Annotated in this window: 9 protein-coding genes and 1 tRNA gene; 1 reads left to right on the top strand and 9 read right to left on the bottom strand. The window is 62.5% G+C overall.

The window, feature by feature from the left end:
• Positions 1–22: 22 nt before the first annotated feature.
• The 6 genes from PSEST_RS19560 to PSEST_RS19535 form a co-directional block, all read right to left on the bottom strand.
• Positions 23–772 carry a hypothetical protein gene (locus PSEST_RS19560; protein WP_015278667.1) on the bottom strand — a complete coding sequence of 250 codons (750 nt, stop codon included), beginning with the start codon at positions 770–772 and terminating at the stop codon, positions 23–25.
• Positions 765–1940, bottom strand: a complete 1176-nt coding sequence (locus PSEST_RS19555) for a tyrosine-type recombinase/integrase (RefSeq protein WP_015278666.1) — start codon at positions 1938–1940, stop codon at positions 765–767. Before PSEST_RS19555 ends, PSEST_RS19560 begins: the two co-directional genes overlap by 8 nt.
• A gap of 166 nt (positions 1941–2106) precedes the next feature.
• Positions 2107–2182: transfer RNA gene (locus PSEST_RS19550), tRNA-Thr, on the bottom strand.
• Positions 2183–2282: 100 nt separating this feature from the next.
• On the bottom strand, positions 2283–3485 hold the full coding sequence (locus PSEST_RS19545; RefSeq protein ID WP_041757103.1) for a methyltransferase: 1203 nt from the start codon (positions 3483–3485) through the stop codon (positions 2283–2285).
• Positions 3486–3576: 91 nt separating this feature from the next.
• Entirely contained in the window at positions 3577–4953 is a 1377-nt protein-coding gene (locus PSEST_RS19540) for a TRAP transporter large permease (protein WP_015278664.1), read from the bottom strand.
• Positions 4946–5491, bottom strand: coding sequence for a TRAP transporter small permease subunit (locus PSEST_RS19535; RefSeq protein WP_015278663.1), 546 nt, complete (start codon positions 5489–5491; stop codon positions 4946–4948). The genes PSEST_RS19540 and PSEST_RS19535 overlap by 8 nt, the downstream gene beginning before the upstream one ends.
• 294 nt (positions 5492–5785) lie before the next feature.
• Between PSEST_RS19535 and PSEST_RS19530 the strand changes: the two genes are divergently transcribed.
• Positions 5786–6889, top strand: a complete 1104-nt coding sequence (locus PSEST_RS19530; protein ID WP_015278662.1) for a TRAP transporter substrate-binding protein — start codon at positions 5786–5788, stop codon at positions 6887–6889.
• Positions 6890–6978: 89 nt separating this feature from the next.
• Here the strand turns inward: PSEST_RS19530 and PSEST_RS19525 are convergent, their stop codons facing one another.
• From PSEST_RS19525 to PSEST_RS19515, 3 genes are all read right to left on the bottom strand, one after another.
• The gene (locus tag PSEST_RS19525; protein WP_015278661.1) at positions 6979–7404 is read right to left on the bottom strand and encodes an OsmC family protein; all 426 of its coding nucleotides are present in this window, start codon (positions 7402–7404) and stop codon (positions 6979–6981) included.
• Between the two features lie 44 nt (positions 7405–7448).
• Positions 7449–7757: a DUF2388 domain-containing protein gene (locus PSEST_RS19520; RefSeq protein ID WP_015278660.1), complete on the bottom strand. Its 309-nt coding sequence runs from the start codon at positions 7755–7757 to the stop codon at positions 7449–7451.
• A 66-nt stretch (positions 7758–7823) separates the two neighbouring features.
• Entirely contained in the window at positions 7824–12521 is a 4698-nt protein-coding gene (locus PSEST_RS19515; RefSeq protein ID WP_041756804.1) for a PAS domain S-box protein, read from the bottom strand.
• Positions 12522–12660 lie beyond the last annotated feature (139 nt).

Raw genomic sequence — 12660 nt, 5'->3', positions numbered from 1 at the left:
TCGGGAAAACAGATGCGAGGTTTTATGCCTCGTCCTGTTTCGGTGGAAGATATTTCGCTACCGTATCGGTGTCGGGGAAGTCGCTAATACCCAGTCGATCAGCAATGTATGTAAGGCCTTGAGCAGCTGAGAAAGGACCCTGCTTCTGGGCTCCTTTTGTGCAAAGCGTCGAGCTCAAGATCGTGCGACGCGCATTCTCCTTGTTGGCGCATGTAGTAAGCATCGCCATGAGAGCTCCGGTGAGTCGCTGTACAGTGAGCAGCTCTCGGGCTTTCAGGTGCTCTCTTGCTGCTGGCTGGGCGCTATCACCTTGCTTACTGCCTGATATATCCGAGTGAATGAAGCGGGGTATCCGATCCCTGCTCCAATACTTCTCGATTAGCCCGGTCAACGCCGATGGTGAAAAGTAGACTGCTGCATCAGAGGCAAGGAGCTCCCCGCCCAGATCGTCTTCGATCAAGATGAACGGCTCACGCTTGCTTTTGCTAAGAGCCTGACGCTCAAAGTACATGATGAGCCTAGCGGTTTGAACGCCACGGATGTTGCGTCGAGCGGTTTGGTCGAGCACCTCTGCAGCCCAGCATGTGTCGGCGCTCAATTGCGAAGATCTAGCCTCGATTTTCCGAAAGATGTCTGCAGATGCAAATGCTGCCTCCTCATGGCTGCAGCCCAGCTCCTGTCTGTAGCCGCCAATGAAATCGCACAGTCGAAGCGGGTCAAAACGTGTGACAAGTATGCGGCGTTTAACGGGGGCGGTTTGAGGGTTAGTCATGTAGTTCATCCACATGGTTGGCATACCACTGAAGCATCTCTCGCCGCCCCTCCAAATACTGGGCATGGTTGTAGGTGCCGCGAATGCTGTTCTTGTCCACATGCGCCAACTGGGTTTCGACCCACTCGCTGGGGTACCCCTGTTCGTGCAGGGTGGTGGACATCGTGTGGCGGAATCCATGGCCAGTGGCGCGTCCGTCGTAACCGGAGCGCTTCAGCAGTTGGTTGATGGCGGCTTCGCTCATGGGCTTTGCCGGGTCGTTACGGCCGGGGAATGCGAGCGTGTAGCCACCAGTAATGCGTTCCAGTTCGCGCAGTACAGCCACAGCCTGCTGGGAGAGTGGAACAAGGTGGGCGCGGCGCATCTTCATGCGCGCAGCCGGAATCAGCCAGAGCGCTTTGTCGAGGTCAAACTCCGACCAGGGGACTCCACGCAATTCAGCTGTACGCACTCCGGTCAGAATCAGAAGGCGAGTGGCGATCTTCACGACGTCATGTCCCGGACATGCCTGAATGCTGCGTATCAGTGCCGGGATTTCAGCAATGGGCAAGAAAGGGTAATGCCGTGAGGTAGGCGTCTGCAGTGCTCCGCCAATGTCGGCAATAGGGTTGTACTCGGCGCGACCGGTAGCAATTGCGAAACGGTACACCTCCTGGCAGCGCTGTCGAACCTTGCGCAGCTTCTCCAGAGCGCCTCGTGATTCAATGCGGCGGAATACCTGCAGCCACTGCATTGGCTTGATGTCAGTTAGCGGCAGGCTTCCCACTTGAGGGAAAACATCCAGCTCGAAGGCTTCCACTACGTCGCCGGCGTACCCGACCGACCAGCGTGGAGCCTTATGCTGATGCCACTCCAGCGCAAGGCTTTTGAAGGTATTGGCGCGAGACATTGCCGCCTGAGCTCGCATTACCTTGCGCTCAAGCCCGGGGTGCCGGCCCTGCGCCACAAGCTGGCGTGCATCCGATGCCAGCTGTCGAGCCTGCGCGAGCGTTACCTTGTCGATGGTGCCAAGGGAAATATGAGACTGCTTGCCATCCAGGCGGAATCGGAAGCGCCAAGACTTGCCGCCTGCTGCGCGAATCCAGAGGAATAAACCGCCTCCATCAGCAAGGCCGTAGTCACTTTTGCGTGGTGCGGCGCTCTTCACCTGCAAGGCCGTCAGAGGCATGCTGAGTACCCAAGGTTAGTTGAACAGCCTAAAGGTACTTACACGGGTACTCAGAATGCAAGCGCTTGGATGAAGCTGGATGGCACTGCATGAAACACAAAGCCCGCACGAGGCGGGCTTTGTGGGGGTTTCATGACACTGCTTGGCACTGCATGAAACGTTTAGATGGTGCCGGCACCAGGAGTCGAACCCGGGACCTACTGATTACAAGTCAGTTGCTCTACCAGCTGAGCTATACCGGCAATTGAGGGTCGCCATTATATCCATTGCGCGCGGCGAGTAAACCGTTTGATTACGGTGACTTGCAGGCCCTTATTCAGGCCGCTTCACATTCTTCGTGGCTCAATCGCGCTCGGCGAGCAGCAGCAGGTTCCGCGGGGTCAGTTCGCTTGTGCAGAACGTGCCCAGGCGAACCCGGTAGCCCTTCTCATCCAGTAGCAATGCGCGATCGAGCAGCAGCCAGAGCTCCAGCGGCCGGCGGAACAGGCCGCGTACCAGTTCCAGGTTGCGGACCTCGGCCAGGCGCTGCCAGCCGGTGCGTTCTAGCGTTGTCCAATCCTCGCTGCCCGGCTCAGGCAGTTGCTTGAGCGCGGCCAGGTCGCGGCAATAGTCAGCGAAGTCCTTTTTCAACCAGGCGCTGGGCAGCGAGGGTGTCGGCAGGTAATCGTCCTGCTGGCGCAGGCGCCGCTGCAGAATGTCGAAAGCCAGCCGCCAGGCCATGGACTGATCGCGATTGCGCCGTTCACGGGCGCCGGCGGTGACGGTTTCGCTCAGCGGCAAGCCGAGATCGTCGCGGCTAAGCGCTAGTGACGAAGCCTTGGCCGCCTGCGAAAGCGGGGCATAGCGCTCATCGGCGATGCGGTTGTAGCAGCAGGGCGCCACGGCGAGCTGACGGCATTGTTTGGTGATGGCCAGTTGCAGTAGTCGGATATGCAGATCGCCACAGGCATGTAGCGCGACTGGCGTATGGACGGCTTGCAGCTGATCGGTAGCGCTGGCAGCCAAAACGTCCTGGCAATGGTGAATCGCCGCAATGCCCAGCCGATGGCTGAGTCGCGTGCCCGCTTCGACCAGGGTTTCGTCCCATTCCAGACAAGTCAGGGCGGCTCCGTCGCGGGCCAGATGGCGTCCGAGGTGGCCTTTGCCGGCGCACCAATCCAACCAGTGACGGGGCTTTTCGCTAAACTGCAAACGCGCGCCGAATGCCTGAATTTGCAGCGACTTGCGCCCCGGTACATCGACGCTCTGCCGATGGTCGGTGGGGTGGCAATGGTTGGCGGGCAACTCGTCAATCTGGCTCAGCTGCCTGGCGATGGCGGCCAGTTGCGGGAAAGGTTCGGGGGCGGTGAGCGCAGCTGGCTGGTTATGCGCAGCTTCGGCATCGGCCAGCGAGCGAGCGCGGAGCCAGGCGGCGAGTTCGGGGAAGTCGGCTTCCCAGGGCAGTGTCCGGCAGACGAACGGGCGCGGCCGCCATAGCGACTGGTGCTCGGTGAGGAAACGGTCCAGCGCAAGGAAGCGCTCGTGCAGAGTTGGGGAAGCTGGCATCGGCGGGCCGGGCATGCAGGCGGGTGCCGATTGTAGCGGGATGATGGCGCAGGAAGCACAACGCCCGTCGAAACGGGCGTTGCGGGCTCAGTTACTTGCCGTACACCTGCTCCGGCAGCCAGGTGACGATGCCCGGCCACATGTAAGCCACTACCAGCATGCCGATCTGAATCGCGATGAAGGGCAGCACGCCTTTGTACATCACGCTGGTGGGTACGCTGCGGGGTGTAACGCCGCGCAGGTAGAACAGCGAGAAGCCGAACGGCGGGGTGAGGAACGACGTCTGCAGGTTGATAGCGAACATCACGCCGAGCCAGACCGGGTCGAGACCCATGGCCAGCAGGATCGGGCCGACGATAGGCACTACCACGAAGATGATCTCGATGAAATCGAGGATGAAGCCCAGCAGGAAGATGACCAGCATCACCACCAGGAACGCGCCTAGCACGCCCCCCGGCAGCGAATGCAGAGCGTCTTCGATGAGCACTTCACCGCCAAAGCCGCGGAACACCAGCGAGAACAGCGATGCGCCAATGAGGATCAGGAACACCATCGAGGTGATCTCGGTGGTGCCGAACGCCACTTGCTTGAGTTGGGTGAAGTTCAGCTGTCCCTTGGCGATCGACAGCAGCGTAGCGCCCAGCGCACCGATCGCGGCGGCCTCGGTGGGCGTGGCGTAGCCAGCGAGGATCGAGCCGAGTACGGCAGTGATCAGCGCCAGCGGTGGCAGCAGCGAGCCGATCAGCTTGCCCCACTCGATCGGCCCAAGCTCTTCCTGCGGCAATGCGGGCAGCTTCTTCGGCTGAAAGATCGCCACGGCGATCAGGTAGAGGATGTACATGCCGACCAGCAACAGACCGGGAATCAGCGCGCCGACGAACAGGTCCCCGACCGAGACGGTCTTGGGCGAAAAGATGCCCATCTTCAGCTGCGCCTGCTGGAAGGCGCTGGACATCACGTCGCCGAGCAGAACCAGGATGATCGAAGGCGGGATGATCTGTCCGAGCGTGCCGGTAGCTGCGAGAGTGCCGGTGGCGATAGCCGGGTCGTAGCCGCGACGCAGCATGGTCGGCAGCGCCAGCAAACCCATGGTGACTACGGTGGCACCGACGATACCGGTACTGGCCGCGAGCAGCGCACCGACCACGCAGACCGAGATGGCCAGGCCGCCACGCATGGTGCCGAACAGTCGCGACATCGATTCCAGCAGGTCTTCGGCAACGCGTGATTTCTCCAGCATCACGCCCATGAAGACGAACAGCGGCACCGCCAGCATCGTCTGGTTGTTCATGATGCCGAAGATGCGATTGGGCAGCGCGTGCAGGTAACCGACATCAAACGAGCCGGTGACCACGCCGACGCCGGCGAACAGCAACGCCATGCCGCCGAGGGTAAAGGCGACCGGGTAGCCCGACATCAGGGCGAAGCAGATGCTGATGAACAGCAGGATGGCCATGAACTCACCCATGCTTCACCTCCGCTTCCGGCAGGCGACCGGCGATGCGATAGCCCGCCTTGATCAGATCGGAAACCGCCTGGAGCGCGAGGCTGCCGACCAGCAGCAGGATGATGCTCTTCTGCAGGTAGACGAACTTAAGCCCGCCGGATTCGTTCGAGCCCTCGAGCGTCGACCAGGAATTACTGACGTAATCCCAGCTGTTCCAGCCGAGGAACAGGCATACCGGCAGCAGGAACAGCAGATGGCCCAGGCCGTCGACAGTCGCCTGCCGGCGGCCGCTGAACTTCTGGTAGAAAATGTCGACGCGGACGTGGCCGTTGCGCTGCAGGGTCCATGCAGCAGCGCCCATGAACACCAGCGCATGGCCGTACATTACCGCTTCCTGCAGGGCGATTGCGCCAATGCCGAAACCGTAGCGCAGCACCACCACGATGGTGGTGCCGATGACAAGAAACAGGGTGATCCAGGCACATAACTGGCCGAGGCGCATGTTGCACGCATCGATGAGGCCAGCCACGCGCAGCAGAGGCGAGGGGCTGTGGGACATTTGTAGTCCTTCTTAGTAGACGCAAGGTTGGCGGGAGCGGCGATTCTTGCAGCACTGGCGCTTGGCAGCAATCGGCCTACGACTTTTAGCTTATACGCTAGGCTTGAGACGCCGGAGGCTCTAATGTTAGTCGAGCCCGGAGTGCCGTCTGCGTATCCGGCGCAGGTTTCGCCGCATGCGCCCGTCAGCCAGCGTGGCATTGGGCGTACACGGAATGAAAAGAACGCGGCGGTCCGGCAAAAAAAGCGTGGCCTTGCCGTTGCGCAATAAGAACAAATAACAAGGAGTAACCGCATGAAACGTCGTGACATTCTCACCGCCGCTGGCGTAGGCCTGGCGGCCACCGCTCTGGCTGGCTGCAATGACAAGAGCGACAAGCCGGTAGCGGGCGAAAGCAAGCAGGCCGAGCAGCAGACATTCAACTGGAAGATGGTCACCTCCTGGCCGAAGAACTTCCCCGGCGTCGGCGTAGGCGCCGAGCGCTTCGCCAATCTGGTCAACGAGATGAGCGGTGGCCGGCTGAAGATCAAGGTCTATGCCGCAGGCGAACTGGTTCCGGCGCTGGAAGTATTCGACGCGGTATCGCGTGGCACGGCCGAAATGGGCCATGGCGCGCCGTACTACTGGAAGGGCAAGGTGCCGGCCGCGCAGTTCTTCTGCGCCCTGCCGTTCGGCCCGAACGCCCAGGAAATGAATGCCTGGCTGCATCGTGGCGGCGGCATGCAGCTCTGGGAAGAGGTCTACAAGCCCTACGGCGTGCTGCCGATGGCCTGTGGCGCCACTGGCGTGCAGACCGCGGGCTGGTTCAACAAGGAAATCAACTCGGTTGATGATTTCAAGGGCCTGAAGATGCGTACCCCCGGCCTGGGCGGCGAAGTGCTGACCAAGATGGGCGGGACCGTGGTGAACATGCCGGCCGGTGAAATCTTCACTGCCCTGCAGACCGGCGCGATCGACGCCACCGAGTGGATCGGACCGTACAACGACCTGGCGCTGGGTCTGCACAAGGCGTCCAAGTACTACTACACGCCGGGCTGGCAGGAACCGAACGTCACGTTCGAACTGGACGTGAATCTCAAGGCCTGGGACACGCTGCCGGATGATCTGAAAGCCATCGTTCGTGCCGCCGCCCGCGACGTCAACGGCGACATGCTCGACGACTACAACGCTAAGAACATGGAAGCGCTGGAGCAACTGCGCGAGCAGGGCGTGGAAGTGCGTCGTCTGCCGGATGAGGTGCTGGCGCGCCTGAAGGAAGTTGCCGCCGAAGTGGTCGATGCTTCCGCCAAGGCCGACCCGGTCGCGTCCAAGGTGTGGGAGCAGCAGAGTGCCTATCTCAAGCGGCTGTATGACTATGCCGAGCTGAACGAGAAAGACATCTACAACATCCGCGGCTGATTTCTGCTGGATGCAAAAACGCCACCCCGGCAACGGGGTGGCGTTTTTTTATGCGCTAGCGGAATCGGTTGATGTGCGGGTTCCGTCGATCAGCTTTCCAACGTGGCGTTCAGGCTGATGCGGGCGTTGAGCACCTTGGACACCGGGCAGCCTTCCTTCGCCTGGTTGGCGATCTGCTGGAACTGCGCCTCGTCCGCCCCCGGGATTCGTGCCTTGAGGGTAAGGTCGACCGCCGTGATGCTGAACCCTTCGCCATCTTTGTCGAGCGTGACCTCGGCGCGGGTGTCGATGCGTTCGGCAGTGAGCCCGGCCTGGCCGAGCATCATCGACAACGCCATGGAGAAGCAGCCGGCATGAGCGGCACCGATCAGCTCTTCCGGATTGGTGCCGGGCGCGCCTTCGAAACGGGTGTTGAACCCGTAGGGATTGTCCTTCAGCGCACCGCTTTCGGTGGTGATCGTGCCTTTGCCGTCTTTCAGGCCGCCTTGCCAGACGGCGGAAGCGCTCTTCTTCATGAACTGTCCTCGCGTAGGTGGGTGGATGGTTCAGTGCGTGCCGGTCAGTGGGACTGCTCGGCTGCCAGAATGGCGCTCGCCAGCTCCATGTCGGTTGCCTGCAGTTGCGGCTGTTCGCTGCGCAATTGCTTGAGCATGGCTTCCAGATACGGACCGCGGATTTCACCGTTGCTGGCGACGAAGCTGCCCGCTTCTTCGCGCGCCGGGATCACCAGCTTGTTGTCCTTGAACGTCAGGTAAGTCGATGCGGTGGTCGCCCCTGAGGACAGGATGTCACGTACCAGGCCATCGGCCATGACGCTGCCGATGGGGGCCAGGGCCAGGGTGCACGCCACCAAAAGTGTCTTGCGCATGAGCGGAACCTCCGTGCTGTCGTACTTCTGAGAGTGCGATGCGCGGACGAGAGTTCCGGTTGCCGCTCAGCTTGCGCCGTCGATGAGTTTGCGAATGCGCGCAGCCAGAATGTCGATGCTGAACGGCTTGGGCAGGATGTCCATGCCCGGGCCGAGGAAGTCGTTGCGCATCTCCTCGTCGGGCACGTAGCCGGTGATGAACAGCACCTTTAGCTCAGGACGGTGCTGGCGGGCACTTTCCACCAGCTGCCGTCCATTGAGGCCCGGCAGGCCGAAATCGGTAATCAGCAGATCGAGGTGCTGCTCGCTGTGCAGATGAGGCAGCGCGCTGCCGGCATCACAGGCTTCCAGCACCTGATAGCCAAGCTCGTTCAGAACTTCCACGACGAGCATGCGCACTGCCGCTTCATCCTCCACCACCAGCACGGTCTCGCCGTGCATGGCGCTGGGCACCTCCGTTTGCTGTTGCGGCCCGGGTGGCGGGGCATCTTCTGCCTGGTTGCGCGGCAGGTAGAGGATGACCTGGGTGCCTTCGCCCAGCCTGCTGTCGATGCGCACATGGCCGCCGGTCTGCTTGGCGAAGCCGTAGACCATGGATAGACCGAGGCCGGTGCCCTGGCCGATCGGCTTGGTGGTGAAGAACGGATCGAACGCCTTGGCGATAGTCTGCGCGGACATGCCGGAGCCATTGTCGGTGACGCTGAGCACCACGTAATCGCCTGGCTCCGGTGCGTCCGGTTGGTGATGCTGGATGCGCACATTGCAGGTGTTGACGCCGAGCCGCCCACCGTCAGGCATCGCGTCCCTGGCATTGATCACCAGATTGAGCAGCGCATTCTCCAGCTGATGGCCGTCGGTATAGGCGATCCAGGCATCGGACTGCAGTTCGACTTCCAGCTGGATATGCTCGCCCATGGTGCGACGCAGCATGTCTTCCATCGACACCACCAGCAGATTCACATCGACAGGCTTGGGGTCCAGCGACTGCCGCCGCGCAAATGCCAGCAGGCGATGCGTAAGGGCGGCAGCGCGGTTGGCCGATGTGGTGGCGGCGTCGATGTAGCGGTCCAGATCACCGGTCACACCGTTGGCGACGCGCCGCTGGATCAGGTCGAGGGCGCCGAGTACGCCAGTCAGCATGTTGTTGAAATCATGCGCCAAGCCACCGGTGAGCTGACCGATGGCTTCCATCTTCTGCGCGTGGCGCAGCGCATCCTCGGCTCGCTCGCGTTCGGCCATTTCGATATGCAGACGGCTATTGATCGCGGCCAGCTCGCGGGTCCGCTCGGCTACGCGGCGCTCGAGGCTGTCGTTGAGTTCGCGCAGCGCCTCTTCGGCGGCGACTTGGGCAGTAACGTCGGTATTGGTGCCGAACCAGTGGGTAACCTGGCCGAAGTCATCGCGAATCGGCAACGCGCGTGAGAGGAACCAGCGGTATTTGCCATCCTTGCCGCGCAACGGAAAGGTTTCTTCCCAGATCGAGCCGATGGCGAAGGCGCGCTTCATCGACGCGCTGACCCGCTCATGGTGATCAGGGTGGTTCACGGCACGCCAGCCCAGGGCGCGCATGGCCTCGCTGGTGGTGCCGGTGTAGTCGTACCAGCGCTTGTTGTACCAGTAGATGCGCCCGCCGGGATCGGCCATCCAGGCGAACTGGCTCATGTTGTCGGCCAGGGTACGGAACTGCTCCTCGCTTTCGCGCAGGGCGCGCTCGGCGCGCATGCGCTCGTCGGCGGTCCAGGCGCGGTCGGCGACTTCGCGGATGAACGAGATGTCGTCGTCGAACCAGCCGCGCGGCTGTTCCTCCAGCAGCATGAACACGGCGGAAAGGCGTCCCTGCTCGAACAGCGGCACGCAGACGAGGCTGCGAATCTGGCTTTCGGCGAAGTTCTCGGCGTGACTGGCGGTGCGGGCGTCGTGCAGCACGTCCTCAATCACCACCAGTTCGTTTTCCTGAAGATCGTAAAAAAAATCTCCGTAATCGGCGAAATTGACCACCTCGGTGCTGCTGTCCGAGCTGCCGTCGCTCCAGTAGCGTTCGATGGTGGCGCGCTGGCTGGAGGCGTCGACGCTGGCGAACAGCACGCGCGAGACACCGGTGGTGCGCCCGATCACGCTGACCGCGGCATGGGCAATGGTCTGGCTGTCATGCTGCTCGCGCAGCAGGTCACCCAGTTCGATCAGTGCCGTTTGCCGTTGCTCGGCCTGCTGGCGGTCCCTGATCTGCTCTTCGAGCATCTCGTTCATGCGCAGCATGCGCTCGGCGGCATTGCGCTCGGCGGTGATGTTGCGCGCGGTGCCGAGAATGCGCACCGCACCGCTGGCGTCGAACAGCCGGCGACCACGATTGGCCAGCCAGACGAACTCGTTGATGCGGGTATCGAAGATCCGGTAGTCGAGCTGGAACTCGCCGTCGCCTTTTCCGGCCAGGGTGTCGCCCAGCGCCTTGAGCAACTTGCCGCGATCGTCCGGGTGCACCCGGGCGAGGATTTCGTGCACGTCCAGTCCTGGCTGGTCCGGCGGTATCCCGGCCATGGCCTTGAGCTGGGTATCCCAGTGCAATGAATGATGACTGTCGCGGTATTCCCAGACGCCAATCGAGGCGATCTCGTTGGCCAGGCTGATGCGCTGCTCCGCGTCGCGCAGTGCCTTGTTCGCCCGTATGCGCTCGGCGGCACCGCGCAGACGTTCCAGCACTTCGCGGGCCAGGGCGATGTCGTCCGGGCTCCAGGGCTGTGCCTGGCTGCGGGCGAAGATGAGCACTGCGTGCGGCTTGGTAGCCTCGATGGTCGGCAGCTCGCTGATCAGCAGCGTGGCGCTGGTCAGGCTCTGGTGCAGGGCCTGTGCGGCGTCGGGCACGATGATGTGCTCATGCGGCAGCCGGGCGAGCAGCTGCACAGCGTCCGCCTGCAGCATGTGATGACCCAGACGGCTTGGGGCATCCGCCGCAAGCCACTCCTGCTGCACGATCAGCTCGTCATTCTCGACATGCCCCCAGGCGATGCAGTCGCAACGGGTCAGGCGCGCCAAGCGTTCGTCGAGCACGCAGCAGAGATCGACACGTTCATTTTCGGCTTGCAGGCAGTCGCTCAACTCCAGCAGAAAGGCCTGCAGCGCCTGATGCTGGGTACGCTCGCTGATGTCGCTGAACGTGCAGATCGCGCCCTGCAGTTCGCCGTCGCGGTAGATCGGCGCGACGCGATACTCCACCGGCAGGCTGCTGCCATCGACGCGAAAGAACAGCTCGTGTTCGACATGGCGAGGTTCGCCGGTGATCGCCGTATGCTGGATCGGGCAGTCCTGGACCGGGTAGGGGCTGCCGTCGGCATGGCTGTGGTGGATCAGTTGGTGCAGTTGGCGGCCAAGTACCTCGTCCCGGCTGGTGAAGCCGAGCAGGTTGAGAAATGCATCGTTGCACAGGGTCACCGCCCCGCTGCGGTCGATGGAGTAGAAGCCTTCGTTGGCCGAGTCGAGCAGCAGGCGGGTAAAGGCTTCGCTTTCCAGACGCTGCATTTCCGATCGCCGGCGACTGTCGACGTCCTGCGCCACACAGATCCAGTGCAGCAGGCTGCCGTCCGCGTCGTAGACGGGTGCGGCGTTGGCCTGAAACCAGCGCAGGCTGCCATCGACATCTTGTAGCGGCAGCTCGAGCCGACACGGCAATTCGCGACCCATGGCCTGCCGCCATTGTTCGACGGTCGCCTCGCGCTCGCTGGCGGCAATCGCCGCCAGCCAGCCTTCACCGAGCGATTGCTCCTCGTCGAGTCCGGTGAACTCGCACCAGTAGCTGTTACAGAAACTCAACTGTCCCTGCGCGTCGCACTGCCAGACCATCTGTGGGCTCAGATCGACCAGGGTGCGGTAGCGCTCTTCGGTTTGGCGCGCGCGAGCCTGTTGCAAGCGGCTCTCGGTGAGGTCGCGCAGAATCTTCACGAACCCCCGCGGGCGGCCATTGGCCAGTAGCGGGGTGAGGATGCCGCTGCCCCAGAAGCGTGAGCCGTCGCTGCGCTGGTGCCAGCGCTCATCGATGGCTCTGCCTTGCTCGAGCGCTGTGCGCATTTCCTGTTCGTCGACGCTACGTGCGCGGTCCTCGTCGGTGAAGATCATGCTGGCGTGCTGGCCGATGGCTTCTTCGGCGGACCAGCCGAGCAGCAACTGTGCACCGCTGTTCCAGCTGGTGATGTAGCCGTTCGGGTCGGTAGCGAGGATGGCGTAATCCTGGGCGCTGTCGATGATCTGCCGGCTGCGCTCCTCCTCGGCGCGGAGCCGGCGCAACTCCAGCAATGCCATCACCTGCCGTGCCACGGCCTGCAGCTGTGCGGCCTGGCGCGCCGTCAGCTCGCGAGGCTGATGATCGCAGACGCAAAGGGTGCCCAGCGCCAGGCCGTCGTCGTCACGCAAGATGGCCGCGGCATAGAAGCCGGCAATCTCTCCATCGCCAAAACGTGGCAATTCCAGTTGGGTGGACGTGTCGTTGGCGCAATGCACCACCAGCGGTCCGGCTTGCAGAATGGCCTCGGCGCACAGCGCACGTTCGCGCGCCAGCGGTTGCTGCGCCAGGCCGATGGCGGCCTTGCAATGCTGAAACTGCGCATCGATGAAATGAATAGCCGCAGCCGGACAGGCACACAGCTGCGCAGCCATGGCGGCGAGCTCGGCAAAATCCGCGTCGGAGGCGTCGTCCAGCGCGGGATAGCGAGCCAGTGCGGCCAGCCGTTCAGCTTCGTTCCAGGTCGCTGCGGGGGCGCTGTAATCGGCGTTCAAAATGTCCTGCTCGGCTGTCCATGGCGCTGAGTAATTCAGACGGGTCACGAAAGAGAACCCTCGGCAGCGAGAGCCGCTGTCGAGGGGTCAGCAAAAGACTACGCCGAGGGCACGAGGTTCAGACGGCAGGCGAGAAAAT

Origin of the sequence: Stutzerimonas stutzeri RCH2, from assembly GCF_000327065.1 — a bacterium.
GTDB classification, from domain to species: Bacteria; Pseudomonadota; Gammaproteobacteria; order Pseudomonadales; family Pseudomonadaceae; genus Stutzerimonas; species Stutzerimonas stutzeri_AE.
This window is presented reverse-complemented; position numbering and strand designations above follow the sequence as displayed.

Coding starts and splice junctions, on each gene's coding strand:
- PSEST_RS19560 (WP_015278667.1), bottom strand. CDS start 772: ATGACTAACCCTCAAACCGCCCCCGTTAAACGCCGCATACTTGTCACA.
- PSEST_RS19555 (WP_015278666.1), bottom strand. CDS start 1,940: ATGCCTCTGACGGCCTTGCAGGTGAAGAGCGCCGCACCACGCAAAAGT.
- PSEST_RS19545 (WP_041757103.1), bottom strand. CDS start 3,485: ATGCCAGCTTCCCCAACTCTGCACGAGCGCTTCCTTGCGCTGGACCGT.
- PSEST_RS19540 (WP_015278664.1), bottom strand. CDS start 4,953: ATGGGTGAGTTCATGGCCATCCTGCTGTTCATCAGCATCTGCTTCGCC.
- PSEST_RS19535 (WP_015278663.1), bottom strand. CDS start 5,491: ATGTCCCACAGCCCCTCGCCTCTGCTGCGCGTGGCTGGCCTCATCGAT.
- PSEST_RS19530 (WP_015278662.1), top strand. CDS start 5,786: ATGAAACGTCGTGACATTCTCACCGCCGCTGGCGTAGGCCTGGCGGCC.
- PSEST_RS19525 (WP_015278661.1), bottom strand. CDS start 7,404: ATGAAGAAGAGCGCTTCCGCCGTCTGGCAAGGCGGCCTGAAAGACGGC.
- PSEST_RS19520 (WP_015278660.1), bottom strand. CDS start 7,757: ATGCGCAAGACACTTTTGGTGGCGTGCACCCTGGCCCTGGCCCCCATC.